The 18,505-nt window shown below is 71.3% G+C and carries 14 protein-coding genes and 1 pseudogene; 3 read left to right on the top strand and 12 right to left on the bottom strand.

Annotated features, from left to right (window positions below):
* Positions 1–238: 238 nt before the first annotated feature.
* From STRAU_RS13180 to STRAU_RS13205, 6 genes are all read right to left on the bottom strand, one after another.
* Complete coding sequence (locus tag STRAU_RS13180) at positions 239–2,335, bottom strand: ATP-binding protein (RefSeq protein WP_063890352.1); 2,097 nt, start codon at positions 2,333–2,335, stop codon at positions 239–241.
* A 105-nt stretch (positions 2,336–2,440) separates the two neighbouring features.
* Positions 2,441–3,427 carry a PP2C family protein-serine/threonine phosphatase gene (locus tag STRAU_RS39005; protein WP_158692068.1) on the bottom strand — a complete coding sequence of 329 codons (987 nt, stop codon included), beginning with the start codon at positions 3,425–3,427 and terminating at the stop codon, positions 2,441–2,443.
* A gap of 437 nt (positions 3,428–3,864) precedes the next feature.
* Complete coding sequence (locus STRAU_RS13190; protein ID WP_016640798.1) at positions 3,865–4,266, bottom strand: hypothetical protein; 402 nt, start codon at positions 4,264–4,266, stop codon at positions 3,865–3,867.
* A 203-nt stretch (positions 4,267–4,469) separates the two neighbouring features.
* Positions 4,470–5,471 (bottom strand): ArsR/SmtB family transcription factor, encoded by a 1,002-nt coding sequence (locus tag STRAU_RS13195; RefSeq protein WP_037659065.1) that lies wholly within the window; start codon positions 5,469–5,471, stop codon positions 4,470–4,472.
* A 316-nt stretch (positions 5,472–5,787) separates the two neighbouring features.
* Complete coding sequence (locus tag STRAU_RS13200; protein ID WP_037659068.1) at positions 5,788–6,657, bottom strand: PhzF family phenazine biosynthesis protein; 870 nt, start codon at positions 6,655–6,657, stop codon at positions 5,788–5,790.
* A 64-nt stretch (positions 6,658–6,721) separates the two neighbouring features.
* A complete protein-coding gene (locus STRAU_RS13205; protein WP_016640801.1) occupies positions 6,722–7,018 on the bottom strand; it encodes a winged helix-turn-helix transcriptional regulator in 297 nt (98 codons plus the stop codon).
* Between the two features lie 243 nt (positions 7,019–7,261).
* Between STRAU_RS13205 and STRAU_RS13210 the strand changes: the two genes are divergently transcribed.
* Positions 7,262–7,555, top strand: coding sequence for a DUF1330 domain-containing protein (locus tag STRAU_RS13210; RefSeq protein WP_016640802.1), 294 nt, complete (start codon positions 7,262–7,264; stop codon positions 7,553–7,555).
* A gap of 360 nt (positions 7,556–7,915) precedes the next feature.
* Here STRAU_RS13210 and adh read toward each other — a convergent pair whose 3' ends face one another.
* From adh to xylB, 5 genes are all read right to left on the bottom strand, one after another.
* Positions 7,916–9,439 (bottom strand): aldehyde dehydrogenase, encoded by a 1,524-nt coding sequence (gene adh, locus STRAU_RS13215; RefSeq protein ID WP_016640803.1) that lies wholly within the window; start codon positions 9,437–9,439, stop codon positions 7,916–7,918.
* A gap of 356 nt (positions 9,440–9,795) precedes the next feature.
* Positions 9,796–11,076: a GAF domain-containing protein gene (locus tag STRAU_RS13220; RefSeq protein WP_016640805.1), complete on the bottom strand. Its 1,281-nt coding sequence runs from the start codon at positions 11,074–11,076 to the stop codon at positions 9,796–9,798.
* 162 nt (positions 11,077–11,238) lie between these two features.
* Complete coding sequence (locus tag STRAU_RS13225; protein ID WP_078621183.1) at positions 11,239–11,928, bottom strand: N-acetylmuramoyl-L-alanine amidase; 690 nt, start codon at positions 11,926–11,928, stop codon at positions 11,239–11,241.
* Positions 11,929–12,267: 339 nt separating this feature from the next.
* Entirely contained in the window at positions 12,268–13,461 is a 1,194-nt protein-coding gene (locus STRAU_RS13230; RefSeq protein WP_016640807.1) for an ROK family transcriptional regulator, read from the bottom strand.
* A complete protein-coding gene (gene xylB / locus STRAU_RS13235; RefSeq protein ID WP_016640808.1) occupies positions 13,451–14,908 on the bottom strand; it encodes a xylulokinase in 1,458 nt (485 codons plus the stop codon). The genes STRAU_RS13230 and xylB overlap by 11 nt, the downstream gene beginning before the upstream one ends.
* Positions 14,909–15,044: 136 nt before the next feature.
* Between xylB and xylA the strand changes: the two genes are divergently transcribed.
* Both xylA and STRAU_RS42945 read left to right on the top strand, forming a co-directional pair.
* Complete coding sequence (gene xylA, locus STRAU_RS13240) at positions 15,045–16,211, top strand: xylose isomerase (RefSeq protein WP_016640809.1); 1,167 nt, start codon at positions 15,045–15,047, stop codon at positions 16,209–16,211.
* A gap of 118 nt (positions 16,212–16,329) precedes the next feature.
* Entirely contained in the window at positions 16,330–16,806 is a 477-nt protein-coding gene (locus STRAU_RS42945; RefSeq protein WP_016640810.1) for a hypothetical protein, read from the top strand.
* Positions 16,807–16,899: 93 nt separating this feature from the next.
* Here STRAU_RS42945 and STRAU_RS13250 read toward each other — a convergent pair.
* A pseudogene (locus STRAU_RS13250) lies at positions 16,900–18,263 on the bottom strand (esterase-like activity of phytase family protein).
* Between the last annotated feature and the right edge of the window lie 242 nt (positions 18,264–18,505).

The following is an 18,505-nucleotide window of genomic DNA, read 5'->3' on the forward strand; positions in this document are numbered from 1 at the left end:
CTTATGAACGCCGCGGCGAAGCCCGGTTACGCCGCAGAGCACACGCGCAGGCAGGGGATGGGCGCCGTGTTGGGTGCTGCGCGGCTATTCCGTTGTCGCCACCGTGATCACCCGTGACGGCGCGTCAGCCGTCGCCTCCCACGCCAGCGGCGACCATCAGCACCCGCCCGAAGTCCATGCCGAGCCCCAGGTCCAGTCGTAGCCGGTAGAGCCAGCTGCCCGGGCCCGTCAGGGCGGATCATGGCGCGGTCGCGGTGTGGAGGGCGTGGGTGATGCCGGTGTCGGGGTCGGTGTCGTAGCTGGCGCGGAAGGCGGTTTCATAGGTGTCGTCGCCGAGGGCCTGGCGGGCCTGTGCCTCGCACGCCTGGCGGGCGGCGAGGAGATCGGGTGCCCCCATTTGGGGCGTACCGAGGGTCTGCCATACCCGGTCGGCGGTGCCGAGGAGTTGGGCGGCTCGCTCGGCGTGCCCGGAGGCCAGTGTCGCGGTGGCGAGGACGTCGAGGGCAGTGGCGATGCCGAGGCTGTCGTGGACGCGGCGTTTGCCGCCGAGGGCGTCGCGGGCGTGGGCCTGGGCTTCTTGCGCTCGTCCCAGGGCCAGCGCGGCGAGGGCGCGGAGGTAGTCGCCCCAGGCGCGGACGTGGGTCTCGCCGTGCCGGTCGCATACGGCGCACAGCCCATCGGCGACGGCGGCGGCCTCGGTGACCTGACCGAGCTGGATGTGGACGAAGGCCCGGGCGACCTGGAGGAGAGGCCACGCCGCGTCGTAGCGCCCGGGGGACGGTGGAGTGCGCGGCGCTGTGTCGAGCACCTCGGCCGCCCGGGCCTGGCGACCGCACAGCACGAGACTGGCGCCCTCGAGCAGGGCAGCGGCGAGCGGGGCGGTCTCATCGGCCTCGTCGGCCGTGGCCTTGCGGAAGGCGTCGACGAAGCCAAGGCCGATCTGGGCATCGCCCAGGGTGTGGCCGACGAGACCGCGGGCCCACAGGGCCTTGGCACGGTCCGGTCCGGGTGCCGATTCCAGGTCCAGGGCCCGGTCGAGGTAGTGCTCGCCCTCCTTGGCGAAGCCGCAGGCGTACCAGAGAAACCACAGCGTCCCGCCCATCTGCAGCGCACTGGGCCCGTCCTGCTCGGCCAGGCAGAAGTCCAGCGCGGCGCGGAGATTGGCGTGCTCAACGGCCATCCGGTCGCGCCAGGCGATCTGGTCCGGCCCCATCCAGGCGGCATCACCGGCCCGGGCCAGCGCCCGGAAGTAGTCCCGGTGCCGATGGCGCAGCGTGGACTCCTCGCCGAGGCCGCGCAGCCAGGCGGCACCGAACTCGCGGATGGTGTCGAGCATCCGGTAGCGCTCGCCGCCCCCGGTCGGCTCCCACGTCACGATCGACTTGTCCGTCAGGGCGGCGAGGAGAGCGGGGATCGTGTCCTCGGGCAGGCGCGCGTCGGCGCACACCGCCCGGGCGGCCTGGGCGTCGAAGCCTCCGGCGAGGACGGAAAGGCGGGCCCAGAGCAGTCGTTCGGCCGGCGTGCACAGTTCCAGGCTCCAGCCGATCGCGGTCCGCAGGGCCTGGTGCCAGGGCGGCTCGGCGTCGTCCAGCACCTCGTCGGTGGTGCCCAGGACGGTGAATCGGTCGTCCAGCTTGTCGGTCAGCTCGGCCACGGACAGATCGCGCAAGCGGGCCGCGGCCAGTTCGATGGCCAGCGGGAGGCCGTCCAATCGGCGCGACAGGCGCACGAGAGCGGGCCGGTTGGCGTCGGTGACCGCAAAGCCGGGCACCGCCTCGGCGGCCCGGGCGGCCAGCAGGGCCATCGCATCCGCACCACCGCACGCCCCGCCCTCGCCCTCGGGGACGGGCAGCGGGTCGACGGTCAGCGGCCGCTCCGCGCGCGTGCCCAGGGGGCGGCGGCTGGTGACCAGAATCCGCAGCCCCGGCGCGGCCCGCAGCAGCACATCGGCGGCCAGCGCGCACTCGTGGACCAGGTGCTCACAGGTGTCCAGGACAAGGAGCAGCTCGCGCCCCGCCAGATACTCGGCCAGCACATCGATCATCGGCCGCGTCGTCTGGTCCACCACCGACAGCACCTCGCCCACGGTGTGCGCGAGCAGGGCGCCCCGGCGCAGCGACGAGAGCTCCACCCACCACACCCCGTCCGGGAAGGACGGCTGCGCCTCGCGCGCGGCCCGCAGCGCGAGCCGCGTCTTGCCCACCCCGCCGACCCCGGCCAGCGTCACCAGGCGGGCGCCGTCGTCGAACGCCCCACGGATCTGCGCCAGTTCCTGCTGCCGGCCGTACAACTCCCGTGTCTCCGGGGGCAGGTTCCCGGTCCTTTGCGGCCGCATGGCCACGCCCCTTCCTCGCTCTCCCGCTGTGCGGCGGCAGCATGACGGCTGCGCTCGGGCCGCGGGAGGATCGGTACGAAAGTGATCGGAAGTGCCGCCGCCGGATCACGACCGGCCGGGGTTGCCCCGCGGCGCGCCCGGTACACCGTCGTTCTTCGCCACAGGCAGTGCCGGACCGGTCAGCAGGCCGGCATGGGGCTGGACGAGCAGCAGGGTGAGGTCGTCGCCGTGGCCGCCGCTGTCGCGGATGGCCGCGTGCTGGTCGACGACGCCGACCAGGTTCGCAAGGGCCTCATCGAGGGCCGGCGCCCTCAGCGCGTTTCGGACCCGGTGGTCGAGGGCCAGCGGGGTGCCGTGCGCGTCCCGGGCCTCGGTGAGGCCGTCGGTGTAGAACAGCAGGCGCTGCTCGGGGGAGAGCGGGACGGTGTGCAGGCGCGGCGTGGGCCACAGGCCCAACGGCGGTGACGGGTACGGCGGTTCGATCAGCTCCATGCGCCGGCCCACCCGCAGCGGTGGCGGGTGCCCGCAGTTGACCAGGCGCACGGCGCCGGGCACGAAGTCCGCCAGGAGCAAGGTGACGAAGTCCTCGTCGTCGAGGTCGTCCCGTACGCGGTCGTCGAGAGCGTGGGCGAGGCGGATCAGGTCCGGCTCCGTGGCCGCGGTGTGGCGGAAGGCGGAGAGCACCGCCGCGCTGATGCGGACGGCGTCCAGGCCGTGGCCTCTCACGTCCCCGACGACCAAGCGCGGCCCGCACGGCAGCAGGACGGCGTCGTAAAGGTCCCCGCCGACCAGGACACCCGCGCTCGCGGAGCGGCTCTGTACGGCCGTGGCCAGGCCGCCGAGATCGGAAGGAAGGGGACGTACGAGGGCCTGTTGGGTGAGTTCGGCGACGCGGGTCATGCGCACGAGCGCCGCCTTGCAGCGCATGCGGTCGCGTGCCATCAGCATCACCCACAGGCCGGGGAGGGCCAGCAGCGGTCCCAGAGCGAGCAGACGGGGAAGCGGCACCACCCCGGGGCAGGCACAGGTGCCCACCGCGACGCCGGCCCCGATCACTGTTGCGAGCAGTATCCATCTGTGCTCCGCACTCACCGGCCGCCTCCGTGGCAGGTCGTCCCTGGCCCCGCACCAAGCCACGCACGCTGCCACGTCTGCCCGGGGCATGCGCTGCCCTTTGCGTGTTCGGTCACGGAACGTGCCCGCCGATCGGGCCCGTACGCCCCTATGGAGGCCGAAACCGCCAGCCCAGGCGCGGTGCACGGCGCCACTGGCCGACGGAGCGTCAGTTCGCGAACACACCCCCTGCATGACTCTTACGGATCAGAGACTGACCGGAACCGACCAACCCGTCGACGGAAGGAGACTTTCCTCAGGGCCCGGCCGGGACGTTCGAGCACGAGTTGGCGCTACGGCGCTACGGGCTACCGGGACAAGAGCCCGGCCGAGCCGTCGTCGCCGTGGGACACCGCCCATCGTCGGTTACGGCGTGAGCCGGTTGGGCGACGTCACTCTCTGACCGGTCGGACGGGTCAGGGTCGGTTGTACCGCCCGCACTTGAGCGGGTTCGCGTTCCCATCGTCGAGACAGACGATGACGTACGCGGCCCCACCGGGCGCATCCGCGGGGATCGGGACCTTGAACTTATACGTCGTGTCGCACTTAGGGCTGGTGCTCACGGCGCCGAGCTGGTTGCCAGAGGCGCCGTACGCGCCGAACCACGCCCGGCGGCAGCCGACGGCCCGGAGTGTCGCATCGACCCCGACCGACCGGTTGTACCAAGTCAGGGTGCCGCGGACGTAGCTGGCCCCGTACGTGACGTCGAAGGGAGTGGTCGGGTAGGCGGCGGTCTGCGCGCCGGCGGCGGGAGCGCCCAGCAAGGCGCCCGCGGTCAGCGCGGCGGAGCCGACGGCGGCGGCTAGGTGAGTCTTCATGCGATCTCCAGGATGGGACGGGCCGGTTGCGGCTTCACATCCTGGGCGGGCCCGCCACCTGCGGCCTACCTCTTAAGCCACGGCTTAAAGGGGGGCCGGGATGGCAGGCGCGGCGCCTCGCGCACCTGGGCAAGCGTGTCCGGTGGCACCCGGGCAGGGCGGCGCTTGCGCCCGCCGGTCCGACGCCGCGGCGCCCTCGGGACTCACGGTTCCGTCAGGGCACCGGTCCGCAGCAGGGCCAGGCCGAGGGGGGTGATGAGGTGCAGCACGGACCCGCCTCGGCGGCTGGTGGTGATGAGGTCCGTGTTCCGCAGCACTGTCGCGTGCTGACTGGCCGCGGCGGCCGTGACGTTGAGGCGGCGGGCCAGTTCGCTCGTCGTGCAGCCTTCTGCTGTCACCTGCAGAGCGGCAGCTCGCGTGCGGCCGAGCAGAGACTCCAGGTTCCGCACGGCGGAGCCGTCCGCTTCCGCCGGTCCGGTACCGGCCAGCGGCCGCCGGAGAGCCGGCACGGTCAGTCGGGGTGGCTGGGCAGTATCGAGCGGGTCCCACAGAAAGCTCACCGGGCGCTTCGCGAAGACCGTGGGCGTGATGATCAGCCCCCTTCCCTGGAGGCGCACCTCGACTCGGCGCGGGTAGGGAGCTTCGAGCACCGGCGGACGCCAGCGGACCAGTGGTGCGCAGACCGAACGCAGCAGCAGATCGATGCCTCCCTCCAGCATCAGGTGCGCGCAACGGGTGGACAGCGCGACCAGTTCGGACCGCCCTCGATGCCAGTAGGGCTCCACGGTCAGCCGATGGCAGGCGCGCACGGCCTCGGCGAGCTCTCTCCGCGCGTCGCGGTCGCCCTCGGAGACCCGTCTGGCCCATGGCAGGTGTCCGGGGTGGAAGTCGAGACCCTCGAACTCGCGTCGCAGCCGGGACACCGGGGCGTACAGCAGGTTGTCCACGGCGTGGTCCAGGGAGGGCACATCACCCATCAGGGCCAGCAGATCAAGCCCGGGACCGCGCACCGGAACCAGGGACGTCAGGGGGCGCGTGTCCGCTCCCATCCGGCCTGCGACCGCTGACCGCCACGTACGGAAGTGAGGAAGCTCCCGGTTCTCTCTCAGCAGCTCCAGGCTGTAGTAGACCTCCGCTGCGACGCCGATCGTTGCGGCCACCCGGGTCCGGACGAGGTCTTCCGCCGTGAAGTGAATGCGTAACACTGACCGGCCTCCTGCCACCGAAGCAGCGCCTGTGAGCCCCCCCAGCATGCCCCAACCCACCGCGCCCGATCCGGCATTCAGGTGTGTGCCGTGCCCGCTTGCTGACGGCAGCAGACGGTGAGCGACCGGCCGGTCGGGGCGGCGCGAGCAGGTCGGCGGCCGGGCGCGGAGGCGAGCTGTGGAAGCGGCGGGCGACGAAGGGGGCTGCGGAGCAGGGGACTTGGTGGCAGGAGCCGCTTTCGTCGCTCGTTGCTGCGGGAGGACAGGGCGGGTGACGATCGCCTCACGTGCCGGCCGCTGATGAGTTACGGATCGGTCATGGCATGCGGATGCTGCGGGTGACTTCCGCGGCGCCGCCCAAGTGGACCAGCAGCCCCGACGCGTCGTGCTCTGCGGTGGCGGTGATCGTGGAGGGGCTGCCGAGGGAGTCACCCATGTCGACTGCGATGTCGCTGATGCCCTGGCCGGCCAGGTGTGCGGCGAGGCAGGCGGTGCTGTTGGCGTTGGCGATGTCTTCCGCGACGCCGATCGAGGGGGCGAACATGCGGGCCGCGACGCGGCCGGTGGACGTCGGCACCGAGTAGGCGTAGCAGCCCAGGAGGCCGAGACGGTCGCAGGCGGCACGGAGACGTTCGAAGTCCGGGCTGAGGTTGGTGAGAGCGGACCGCGTAGTGAGGGGAACCAGCAACCGCGTCCGCCCCACGGAGGCGGCGCGGATACCAGGAGCGAGTGTGCCCGGGGTGACACCGAGTGCGGGCAGGACAAGGTCGCACTCGGTCGCTGTGGGCCTGCGGAGGTCTACGGGTCCGGGGTCGAAGGCGGCATTGACCTGTGTGTTCTCCCGTACGGACCAACCAGGGAAGACGCGCCCTGCCGCATGGATGGTGGCTCGATACTCCCGGCCCCCGGCGCGCTCGGCCAGGAAGGCCAGAGCGGCAACCGTTCCATGACCGCACGCGGGCAGTTCTCCCTCGGCGGTGAAGAAGCGGAGGGACACGACCGGACCGCCCCGTCGGCTGTCGTGCACCGATACGAAAACGGCGTGCGACGTTCCCATCTGCACCGGCACACGACGGCGTTCATCGTCACTCAACGGCGCCTCGTCCAGCACCGCGGTGGGACTACCGCCTTGGCCGTCGCGCATGCACGCGCGGACGATCGTGACAGGCAGACCGCGCCCACTCATCGCAGTGCCGTGATCCCTGTGCCGGACCGGCGTCCGCTTCCCTCACCCACCGCCGGCTCCACCTTCACGCCTCCGCGGGATTCCGATCGTTCAGTTCTTGCGCCTGCGCCCAGGTGATCGCCCATTCGTTGAGCGGTTGGAGGGCGTGGCTGAGTGCCGCCCCCAGGCGAGTGAGCTCGTAGCCGTCGGCCGAGGGGGCGATGATCCCGTTTGCCGTGAGTTCGCGAAGCCGCTGGTAGAGGACGCTGGATGACAGTCCTTCGCACCGCGCCAGCAGCGTGCGGGCGCCGAGCGGACCCGCACGCAGCTCCCAGAGAATGCGCAGCGCCCACCGACGGCCGAAGAGGTCCATCGCGGCCATGATCGGGCGGCCGGTCGTCGATCCACGAACCGGTGTTCCTGGGCGCGGTGTCGGCATGACCCTCCTTGTGTTTCGTTATTCGAAACACTAGCATCCGTGCGTGTTTCGAATTTCGAAACAACCTCAACGGGAGCGCCGATGTCGCGAATAGCCCTGCTGGAACCGCCGTACGCCGACCAGGCCGGCGCTGCTCGCGAGACCAACCCGTAAGTCAGATGCACTCATCCCGACACTGGAGGTTCCATGCCCAAGGGCTACTGGGTCAGCGTCTACCGCACCATTTCGGACCCTGAGAAGCTGGCTGCCTACAACAAGCTGGCCGCTCCGGCCGTCCAGGCCGGGGGTGGTCGAACCTTCGTCCGTGGCGGTCGGGTCGTCGCACACGACGCCGGAATCGCCGAGCGCACCGTCCTGGTCGAGTTCGACAGCTACGAGCAGGCCGTCGCGGCGCACGAAAGTGCGGCCTACCAGGAAGCGCTGGTCGCCCTCTCCGACGGCGTCGAGCGCGACTTCCGCATCGTCGAAGGGATCGACTGACCGGGGTCCAGTCGGACACCCCGCTTAGTCGCCGCAGGTCAGCATCCTGCGCCCGACTGTCTTCGCTGTCAAAGGACAGGTTCGTCGGGGGCCGACGAGAAAGAGCCCCAGGGGACTGGAACTTCCTCCGAGACGCTCTCATGCCACGGCTATGGCTGCCCGCTCCGCAATTTCTCCCTCCGGACCGCTCGCCCGTGTGTCGTGAGGAAAACCGCGCTGCGTCGATTCTCGATGCCTCGCTGCCTCTTCCTGTTCGCTCCATGATGTGTGGCCGTGCAGAGCTGGGGAGTTGTGCTGAGCGGGCCGAGTGGAAGGCGCCTGATGGGCAGAAGCCCAGGTCAGGCGCCTTCTCTCGTGCCTCTAGAAGAAGCCGAGCTTCTTCGGCGAGTACGACACCAGAAGGTTCTTCGTCTGCTGGTAGTGCTCCAGCATCATCTTGTGCGTCTCACGGCCGATGCCGGACTGCTTGTAGCCGCCGAACGCCGCGTGTGCCGGGTACGCGTGGTAGCAGTTCGTCCAGACCCGGCCCGCCTGGATCGAACGGCCCGCGCGGTACGCGGTGTTGATGTCCCGCGTCCACACCCCCGCACCCAGGCCGTACAGCGTGTCGTTGGCGATCTTGATGGCGTCGTCGAAGTCGTTGAAGGACGCCACCGACACGACCGGCCCGAAGATCTCCTCCTGGAAGATCCGCATGCGGTTGTCGCCCTCGAAGATCGTGGGCTGGACGTACCAGCCGCCCGCCAGCTCACCGTCGTACTCGATGCGCCGGCCGCCCGTCAGCACCTTGGCGCCTTCCTGCTGGCCGATGTCCAGGTACGAAAGGATCTTCTCCAGCTGGTCGTTGGACGCCTGGGCGCCGATCATCGTGTCGGTGTCGAGCGGGTGTCCCGGTTTGATCGCCTCGGTCCTGGCGATCGCCGCCTCCAGGAACTCGCTGTAGTGGCCGCGCTGGATCAGCGCCCGCGACGGACACGTGCACACTTCACCCTGGTTCAGCGCGAACATGGTGAAGCCTTCGAGCGCCTTGTCGCGGAAGTCGTCGTCGGCGGCCCACACGTCGTCGAAGAAGATGTTCGGGCTCTTGCCGCCGAGCTCCAGCGTCACCGGCTTGATGTTCTCCGAGGCGTACTGCATGATCAGCCGCCCCGTCGTCGTCTCCCCGGTGAAGGCGACCTTCGCGACCCGGGGACTGGACGCGAGCGGCTTGCCCGCCTCCACGCCGAAGCCGTTCACCACGTTGACCACACCGGGCGGCAGCAGGTCGCCGATCACGCTCAGCCACACGTGGATCGAGGCGGGGGTCTGCTCGGCGGGCTTCAGGACGACCGCGTTCCCCGCGGCGAGGGCGGGTGCCAGCTTCCACGTCGCCATCAGGATCGGGAAGTTCCACGGAATGATCTGCGCCACCACGCCCAGCGGCTCGTGCAGGTGGTACGCGACGGTGTCGTCGTCGATCTGACTGAGCGATCCCTCCTGCGCCCGGATCACCCCGGCGAAGTAGCGGAAGTGGTCGATGGCCAGCGGAATGTCGGCGGCCAGTGTCTCCCGCACCGGCTTGCCGTTCTCCCAGCTCTCCGCCACCGCGAGCGCCTCGAGGTTGGCCTCCATGCGGTCGGCGATCTGCCGGAGGATGGCCGCACGCTCACCCACGGACGTACGTCCCCACGCGGGCGCCGCCGCGTGCGCCGCGTCCAGCGCGCGCTCCACGTCCTCGGCTGTGCCCCGGGCGACCTCGGTGAACGGCTGCCCGTTGACCGGGCTCGGGTTCTCGAAGTACTGCCCACGCGCGGGCGCCACGTACTCCCCGCCGATGTAGTGGTCGTACCGGGCCTGATAGGAGACGACTGCGCCCTCCGTACCGGGCGCTGCGTAACGGGCCATCTTGACTGCCTCCCCGGACACGCTGCCCGCCGTTGGGCAGCTCTCCGCCGCAGGCTAGGGACGCGGAGGTTGCAAGTACGTTGCGGGGCACCCGCGTTCGCTTACGGGGCACCCGGGTTGGCGGCGACCGGCTGGCCGCCCGGGTCGGGGCGGGCGGGACAGCCCCGCCCTTGGCGCGCGGAGGTCAGGTCTTCCAGGCGACGGGCCCGCGAAGTTCTGCCCTGCGCGTGCCGGGCAAGCCTTGCCCTGCGCGTGCCGGGTCAGCCTTGCCCTGCGCGTGCCGGGCCAGCCCTGCCCCGCGCGTGCCGGGCAAGCCCTGCCTGGCGTACGACCGGGAAGTCCTGTCCGGCGTACGCCTAGAGGCGGTGGCGGACGGGGCTCGTGGAGCCGGCCGTCAGCTCCGTGTCGAGGGCCCGCAACCGTGCCACGACGGGTGCCGTCGGCCGCACCACCGCCAACGCCCGCCACACCTCCACGTCGTCCTCGCCCCACGGCGCGTGCACCCAGTCCGACAGCAGGTCGGGGTCGCCGCGCGCGATGAGCGCCGCCCGCACCTGGTCCGTCAGCCTCCGCCGCAACCGCACCACCTCGGGTGCCTGCGACCCCGGCAGCAACGGCCCCGCGTACACCGACACGGCCGCCGTCACCGCCCCGCACCCCAGCCGCCGCTCGACGACATCCACGTCCGACGTGACCGGCACCGCGAGGCGGTACGGTCGCGACCGCAGCACCTCCGTCCCCAGCACCTGCCGCAGCCGAGCCAGCTCCGCCCGCAAGGTCACCGGCGTCACCGACTCGTCCGCGTACAGCGCGCACAGCAGCTCGTCCCCGCTCATCCCCTCCGGGTGACGGGCGAGCAGCACCACGATCTCGGTGTGCCGCCGGCTCAGCCGCAGTTTGCGGCCGCCCACGACCAGCAGGCCCTCGTCCCTCCCCAGCGCCGTCAGCTCCAGGGCGCCGTCTGTCGCCACTGGCGGGTCCAGCAGCGCGAGTTGGGACTCCGCCGCCCGCGCGACGGCCCCCACGAAGGCCAGGCTGTGCGGGTGCGCCAGACCGTCCCCGCCGGTGATGTCGACGGCACCGAGCAGCCGACCGGAACGAGGATCGTGCACCGGCGCGGCCGCGCACGTCCACGGCTGCACCCGGCGCACGAAGTGCTCCGTCGCGAACACCTGCACCGGCCGGTCCACGGCCACCGCCGTCCCGGGCGCGTTCGTGCCCATCGCCGACTCCGCCCACCGCGCGCCCGGCACGAAGTTCATCCGCCCCGCCCGCAGCCGCGTGGCCGGATGCCCCTCGACCCAGAGCAGCCTGCCGTGCGCGTCGCACACCGCCAGCAGATGCTCCCCGTCCTTGGCGAAGCCACCGACCAACTCACGGAACAGCGGCATCACCCGCGACAGCGGATGCTCCGACCGATACGCCCCCAGATCGCCGGACGTCAGCTCGACCGACGCCCCGGTGTCCTCCGGGCTGACCCGTGCCCGCGCCGAGCGGCGCCAGGACTCGGCGACCACGGAGCGCACGGGGCGCGCGACGGTTCCCGCCGCCGTGAACCGCTCATGCGCGCTCCGTATCGTCCGCACCCGCTCGGCGGGGTCGGCGCCCGGCTCCAGAGCCAGCCATGGATCGGTCAACTCGGTCCTCCCGGGGTGGCGATGCGGTCCTGCCATCGTCACCCCGGGAACAGAAGCCGACAAGCGTCCGCGCGCTGACACTGGCCGGTCTGCGGCCGTTGTCGACCGACTTTCGCGTGACGTCTGTGGCGATCGTTCCGGATGGTCGCTGCGGATGGTCGCTCAGGCGAAGTTCACCAGACGTATGTAGCGCGACCAGTCCCAGTAACGGCCGGGGTCTGTGTGATCGGTGCCGGGGACTTCGACGTGACCGATGATGTGCTCACGGGTCTTGGGGATGCCGTACTTCTTGCAGATCGCCGCGGTCAGGGCGGCCGACTTCTCGTACATCTCGTCGGTGAAGTATTCCGGCTGGTCCACCCACCCTTCGTGTTCGATGCCGATGCTGCGTGTGTTGTAGCTCCAATTGCCCGCGTGCCAGCCGACGTTGCGCTCGCGGACGCACTGCGCGATGTGCCCGTCCGCCGAGCGGACCACATAGTGCGCGGAGACCTTCTTCGCCGGGTTCTTGAAGATGGCGAGTGTGTCGGCGAACGTCTCCTGGGTGACGTGAATGATCACGTAGTCGATCGGATAGCTGCTGGGGCGGTTGGAGGCGGTGTAGTTGGAGGTGCTGGCCGGCACCCAGACGGCCGAGGGGTAGTCGACGTCGGCCGAGGGGGACTCGGCCGCGCGCGGAGCGGCGGCGGCGTGATGGGTTGTCAGGAGGGCGGACGGAACCGCGGCGAGGGCCGCGCCCTGGAGCAGCCGACGCCTGCTCGGCAGCAGTCTTGGTCCTTTCTGTATCTCGCTTCGGTCGGCTGGTGTCTCGTCCTGTGGCGTGTGCTTCGCTCGGTCTCTCGCTCGATCCATGGCTGATCTGCCTCTCGGTGGGGGAGCGGTCCCGATGGGGGAGCAGATGGGCGGCACGGTTCCTGGGTGGGTGGGGGGATGGGGCACGGAGGCACGCCCGCCGTCGCCGGAGCGGCGGTGGTCTCACGCGAATTACGGTACGGGGCTTGTTCGTTGAGGTGGAAGGGCCGGTGGAACATCTGTGCATGGCACGGCGACTGTGGAAAAGCTGGTCACCCGTGCGGGGGACAGTTCGGTCCTTCGGGCGGTCGGCTCTGCGGGGCAGGCCCGCTCGCCCCGCCCCCACTGGACCGCCCACACCGCCCCACCGTGTCACTCACACCGCCCCCGCCGGATCACCTACACCACCACCCCCATCGGATCATCGAGTACCGCCCGCACCACGGCGTGAGCCGCCCCCAGCAGCGGACCTTCCGACCCGATGGAGGAGACGACGACATCGCAGCCCGGCCCCGCGATGCGCCGCCCCAACTCGTCCTCGAGGGAAGGAACCAGCCACGGCGCGAGCCGGGACAGAGCGCCCCCGAGCACCACCGCTCGCGGGTCCAGCAGGTTCACCGCGCCGGTGAGCGCGATCCCCAGCGCCGCCCCGGCATCACGCAGTGCCACCCGCACTTGCTCATCGCCGGCGGCCGCCCGCTCGGCGAGCACGGCGACCCGGTCCGCCCCGGGTGGCAAGCCGGCCGCCCGGAGCACCGCCTCCTCGCCCGCGTACTGCTCCAGGCAGCCACGCCCGCCGCACGCGCACTCCGGCCCCTCCGGCCACACGGGAACGTGCCCGAGCTCGCCCGCGAAGCCGCGGCTTCCACGCAGCAACCGCCCGTCGACCACCAGCGCCGCGCCGATTCCGATCTCCGCCGACACATGCAGGAAGTCCGCCGGTGCCGCGTCGCCGAGCCACAGCTCCGCGAGCGCGCCGAAGTTCGCCTCGTTGTCCACGGCCAGGGGCAGCTCTGCCGGCAGCCAGGCACTCAGGTCGGCGTCGTGCCAGTCGAGGTTGGGGGCGCGTACGACGGTGTGCGTGCCGCGTGCGACCAGGCCGGGGACGGCGATCGCGAGGCCGGCCGGGCGCAGCCCTTCCTGCCCGGCTTCCACGACCATCTGCCGTACCAGCGCGGTGAGATCCGCGAGCACGGCCTTCGGTGTGCGCGCTCTGTTGTCGACCTGCCGGACGGCACGCGCGCGTACAGCACCGCGCAGATCGACGACGCACACCGCCAGATGATCGACGCCGACCTCCGCGCCGATACCGGCCGGCCCGTGCGCGCTCACCGCGAGTGCGGAGCCCGGGCGGCCCACCCTCGCCGGGCGCTCGGGACCCAGCTCCTCCAGAAGCCCCGCCCGGATCAGCTCGTCCACCAACGTGGACACGGCTGCCCGGGTCAGACCGATCCGCGAGGCGACGCCGGCCCGGGAGAGCGGCCCGTCAGCGGCCACGGTGTGCAGCACGCGTGAGAGGTTGCGGCGTCGCATGCCCTGTTGGGTGTCGGGCAGGCGTCCCGCGCCCGTCTGCTTCGAATCATCACACTCCATGAGCCCCATCCAACGCCCCGTTGAGCAAGGGAGCAGCATCGGAGAGGAGCGACGAGATCCTGGAGAGCGTCGCTTCGTCCCGTTCGACCGCGTCGAGGACGGGCCCGCGCGCGGTGCCCCAGCGTCGCGCCACGGCGGCCGGGTCCTCCCCGGTCAGCAGACCGGCGGCCTGGGCGGCGGCGCCGAGTGCGACGAGTTCACGGGCCTCCGGGATCTGTACGGGCCTTCCGGAGAGGCGGCGTACGGTCTCCTGCCATGCCGTGCCCCGTGCTCCGCCGCCGATGAGCAGGAGCGGTTCGGAGCGGTCGGCATCGGCGTCCAGGACGGCGTCCAGTGCGCCAAGGAGGGCATGCACCGCGCCGTCGTAAGCCCCCTGGAGCACCTGGCCGGGCGTCGTGTCGTGACGCAGCCCGTGCAGCATGCCCGAGGCGTGCGGCAGGTCCGGCGTGCGCTCGCCGTCCAGGTAGGGGAGCACGGTGACGGCTCCGCCCGGCCGTACGGCCTCCCGGTCGAGGCTCAGCAGCGCGGCCACTCTGTCGACAGCCAGAGTGCAGTTGAGCGTGCAGGCCAGCGGCAACCAAGCACCGCGGGCGTCCGCGAAACCGGCGACCGCTCCGGTCAGGTCCGTGGGGCGGCGTTCGGAGACGGCGTACACGGTGCCCGACGTGCCGAGGCTCAGCACCGGTGTGCCGGGGCGCAGCCCGAGACCGAGGGCGGCGGCCGCGTTGTCGCCGGCACCGGGCGCCACCAGCGTCCCCTTGGAGAAGGGCAGCTCACCACGGGCGTGCACCGTGCCGGCGACCTCTCCGGAGTGCACCACGCGCGGCAGCAGCGCCGGGTCCAGGCCCACCAGGCGGAGGATCTCCTCGTCGTACGACTCGCTCGCCGACGCCCACCAGCCCGTACCGGAGACGTCGCTGCGGTCGGTCGTCCCGGAGCCCGTCAGGCGCTGCGTGAGGTAGTCGTGGGGCAGGCGTACCGCCGCCGTGGCGCGGACCGACGCGGGCTCGTGCTCGGCGAGCCAGGCCCACTTGGTCACCGTGAACGACGGCGTCGGTACGCTGCCGACCCGGTCCGCCCACACCTTGGCGCCGCCCAGCTCCTCGACCAGACGCCGGGCCTGCGGGGCGGACCGTACGTCGTTCCACAGCAGCGCGGGCCGCACGGGCCTGCCCCGGGCGTCCAGCGTGACCAGTCCGTGCTGCTGCCCGCCGACCGACACCGCGGCGGCCTCCCGCGCGGCCGCGCCGCACTGGCGCAGCGCCTCGCACAGGGCGTCCCACCACTGCTCGGGATCGCTCTCCCGGCTCGCCCCGGAACTGACCGTGTGGGGCGCCTGGCCGCTCGCCACGACCTCCCCGGTGGCCGCGTCGACGACCAGGACCTTGGTGGACTGCGTGGAACTGTCCACACCGACGACGAGGGGGCCTGATGACGCTGATGACATCGGCGACTCCGTTCTGGGGGCTCTCCCGGGCGTGCGCGCGGGAAGTTGCTTCCTTCGACCTTCCCAGCGGTGCTTGGGGATACTAATTTGTCAATCGCCATGACGAAATGGTCGAGGAGCCGGCAAGGAGTCGCACATGAACTACCAGCCCACCCCTGAGGACAAGTTCAGCTTCGGCCTGTGGACCGTCGGCTGGCAGGGCAGGGACCCCTTCGGGGACGCCACCCGCGCTCCGCTCGACCCGGCCGACGCCGTACGGCATCTGGCCGAACTGGGTGCCTACGGAGTGACGTTCCACGACGACGACCTCATCCCGTTCGGATCGACGGACGCCGAGCGAGCGGGACACATCAAGCGCTTCCGGGAGGCCCTGGACGCCACCGGCCTCGTCGTGCCGATGGCCACCACGAACCTCTTCACGCACCCGGTGTTCAAGGACGGCGCGTTCACCGCCAACGACCGTGACGTGCGCCGCTACGCGCTGCGCAAGACGATCCGCAACATCGACCTCGCGGTCGAGCTCGGGGCGCACACGTACGTCGCCTGGGGCGGCAGGGAAGGCGCGGAGTCCGGCGCCGCCAAGGACGTGCGGGACGCCTTGGAGCGCATGAAGGAGGCCTTCGATCTGCTCGGCGAGCACGTGACCGAGCAGGGGTACGACCTGCGCTTCGCCATCGAGCCCAAGCCGAACGAGCCGCGCGGTGACATCCTGCTGCCCACCGTCGGCCACGCCTTGGCGTTCATCGAGCGCCTGGAGCGCCCCGAACTGTACGGCGTGAACCCCGAAGTGGGGCACGAGCAGATGGCGGGCCTGAACTTCCCGCACGGCATCGCCCAGGCCCTGTGGGCGGGCAAGCTCTTCCACATCGACCTCAACGGCCAGAACGGCATCAAGTACGACCAGGACCTGCGGTTCGGCGCCGGTGATCTGCGCAGCGCCTTCTGGCTGGTCGACCTCCTGGAGAGGGGTGGTTACGACGGACCGCGCCACTTCGACTTCAAACCGCCGCGTACGGAGGACTACGCCGGAGTATGGGCGTCCGCGGCAGGGTGCATGCGCAACTACCTGATCCTGCGCGAGCGTGCGGCGGCCTTCCGCGCGGACTCCGATGTGATCGACGCGCTGCGCGAGGCGCGCCTGCACGAGCTGGCGCGGCCCACCGCCGAGGACGGACTCGCCGGCCTGCTCGCCGACCGGAGCGCCTACGAAGGGTTCGACGTGGAGGGGGCCGCCGCGCGCGGGATGGCCTTCGAGCGGCTCGACCAGCTGGCCATGGACCACTTGGTGGGCGTGCGGGGCTGATCTCCGGCTGGGCGGTGCTGACCGGCGAGTGCCGGATTCGTCCGGTCCATGGGATCGGCGTGTAGCAACTTCCGCGCAAGGGTCGCCTCTTGACCGGTTCGAGGCGACTCTTGGTGGTATGGCCATGCCGCCGGTACCACCGCAGCCTCCCCGTCCGCCGGGTGACGTACCCCCTCCGGGGAGTGGCGGCTACGGCCCGCCCCCCGGAGGGTACGGTCCTCCGCCGGGCGGGTACGGGCCGCCTCCCGAGGACGACGGGTGGCCACCGCGCGACGGGCCGCCCGGCCGCCGCAACAAGCTGATCATCCTGCTCGCCGCGATCGTCGCGGCCGGTACCGTCGCCACCGTGGTCGTCGTGGCCGCCGGGGACGACGACTCCCCGGACAAGAAGAGCCCGACCGAGAGCACGAGAAGCAGCGATCCCCGGCCCACGCCGTCGCTGAGCATTCCGTCGGAGATCCCCACGGAACTGCCGAGCAACCTGCCCAGTGACCTCCCGACCCGACGGCCAAGCGACCTCCCCACGCTGCCCACAGGGCTGCCCAGCGACCTCGAGACCCTGCTCCCGACCGCCGAGGCCACCGAAGAGCCGTAGCGAACTCACACGGCCGCTTTCCCGACTTCACGACCCGGCAAAGGAAGCCGCACCGTCACCCGGCTCGGAAAACCGCTGTCCCGAAGCAGGCGCTCACAGCCCCTTGGGGAGTCGCACGTAGGTCACCGTGGTCTCCACGTCGCTGTCCACGAGCCGGCCGTCCTCGTCGAACGCCTTCGGCCCGTCGGTCATACCGAAGTCGTTGTCGTTGATCAGCGCCAGCGTGCGGCCGTTCACCCGGGCCACACCCTCGATCTTGCCGGGCACGCCGTCGACGGCCCCCAGATCGACGACCAGGCGCTTGCGCAGGACCGGCACTCCGGAGGCGGCCGGTTCGTCCAACTCCTCCAGGGAGGGGCGGGTCGCGGGATCGTCCCACCGGTTGCCGAGGATGTCCGACCCCTTGTCCAGGCGGACGAGGTGCAGCCGGGCCGCCTTGTCGGTGCGCTCCTCCACGAGCAGCCGGTCACGGCCCACGGCGACAACGGAGGAAATCTTGAGCTCGGAGGTGTCGTCCTCGCCCGGGTCGACGACACCGACCGGGTCGAAGCGGTACGCGTACTCGGCGGTGACCGCCTGCTTCTTCGGCGAGAACCGCAGCAGCCGTGCCGTCCGCGAGCCGTCACCGGCGTCCTCGTCCGGAAGGGACAGCGGGCTCTGCACCGCCATCACCAGATCACCGCCCGGGAGCAGCGCCAGCCCCTCGAAGCCCCGGTCCGGTGCAGCAGGACGCCGGGCAGCGCCTCGGCCACCGGGTAGTCGGCACCACGCAGCTTCAGGCCCTTGGGGACGTACCGCTTGATGACCTTCCCGCGCGCGGAGACATGGACCAGGGAAGGACCGTACTCGTCGACGAGCCAGAAGCTGCCGTCATGGGCCCGCACGATGCCCTCGGTGTCCAGACCGTTCGGGTTGTGGGAGAGGGGCTTCTCGGCGTCGTACGTGTACGGGGCCTCATCGCGTCCCTCCTGGTTGGGCAGACCGGTGACGGGCTTCCCGGAGCGTGTGGTGATCGGAAGCGCGTCGATCACCTTCACCGAGCGCCCGGCCACCCGGATCTTCACGATCGCCGGATCGAAGCCGGGCACAGGAAACGTGCGGCGCTTCTTGCCGTCGACCTTGATCTGGCCGTTGGGCCCACGGTCGGTGACTGTCCAGAACTCGCCCTTGCGGCCTGCCGGATAGATGTCACTTCCGATGCCGCCGAGGTCAACGCCACGATCGTCGCGCACGGTTCCGGGCAGCAGCCGGTTGCTGAACGGGCCCAGTGGGATGTCGCCGAGCGTCGCGGTGCCGGTGACACGCGGCGTGCCGCCCTTGCCGCGGGACTCGCCCGAAGCGTCGCTCTGGACGCCCGTCGCGGTGCCGGTGACCGCCACGGCGGTGAGCAGGGCGAGTGGCACGCCGAAGGCGACGGAGCGGCGGACACGGCGCCGGTCTGCGGCGTGCGAGGACATCAGGGCCTCCTGAGGCGTGAGTTCGGTGACGGCGTCACCCTTCGCCGTCGTCGCGAACGCCCGGCGTCGCGCGGGTGAACGGCACGTGACACGCCGACGGCGCCTCCCGCGAGGGGCAGGAGGCGCCGTCATCACCGGGGCGATCAGCGGCGGCGGGGGCGCTGCGCCCCTGTCATCTCCCCTTCGGCTGGACCCGCACGCCCTGAGCCGGCGGGTCCTACGGTCCTGGATGTCATGACCGC

The sequence above is a fragment of the Streptomyces aurantiacus JA 4570 genome (genome assembly GCF_000414115.1).
In the GTDB taxonomy this organism is placed as follows: domain Bacteria; phylum Actinomycetota; class Actinomycetes; order Streptomycetales; family Streptomycetaceae; genus Streptomyces; species Streptomyces aurantiacus_A.

Coding starts and splice junctions, on each gene's coding strand:
- STRAU_RS42945 (WP_016640810.1), top strand. CDS start 16,330: ATGGCCATGCCGCCGGTACCACCGCAGCCTCCCCGTCCGCCGGGTGAC.
- STRAU_RS13210 (WP_016640802.1), top strand. CDS start 7,262: ATGCCCAAGGGCTACTGGGTCAGCGTCTACCGCACCATTTCGGACCCT.
- STRAU_RS13225 (WP_078621183.1), bottom strand. CDS start 11,928: ATGGATCGAGCGAGAGACCGAGCGAAGCACACGCCACAGGACGAGACA.
- STRAU_RS13205 (WP_016640801.1), bottom strand. CDS start 7,018: ATGGCCGCGATGGACCTCTTCGGCCGTCGGTGGGCGCTGCGCATTCTC.
- adh (WP_016640803.1), bottom strand. CDS start 9,439: ATGGCCCGTTACGCAGCGCCCGGTACGGAGGGCGCAGTCGTCTCCTAT.
- STRAU_RS13230 (WP_016640807.1), bottom strand. CDS start 13,461: ATGGAGTGTGATGATTCGAAGCAGACGGGCGCGGGACGCCTGCCCGAC.
- STRAU_RS13200 (WP_037659068.1), bottom strand. CDS start 6,657: ATGAGTGGGCGCGGTCTGCCTGTCACGATCGTCCGCGCGTGCATGCGC.
- xylB (WP_016640808.1), bottom strand. CDS start 14,908: ATGTCATCAGCGTCATCAGGCCCCCTCGTCGTCGGTGTGGACAGTTCC.
- STRAU_RS13180 (WP_063890352.1), bottom strand. CDS start 2,335: ATGCGGCCGCAAAGGACCGGGAACCTGCCCCCGGAGACACGGGAGTTG.
- xylA (WP_016640809.1), top strand. CDS start 15,045: ATGAACTACCAGCCCACCCCTGAGGACAAGTTCAGCTTCGGCCTGTGG.
- STRAU_RS13190 (WP_016640798.1), bottom strand. CDS start 4,266: ATGAAGACTCACCTAGCCGCCGCCGTCGGCTCCGCCGCGCTGACCGCG.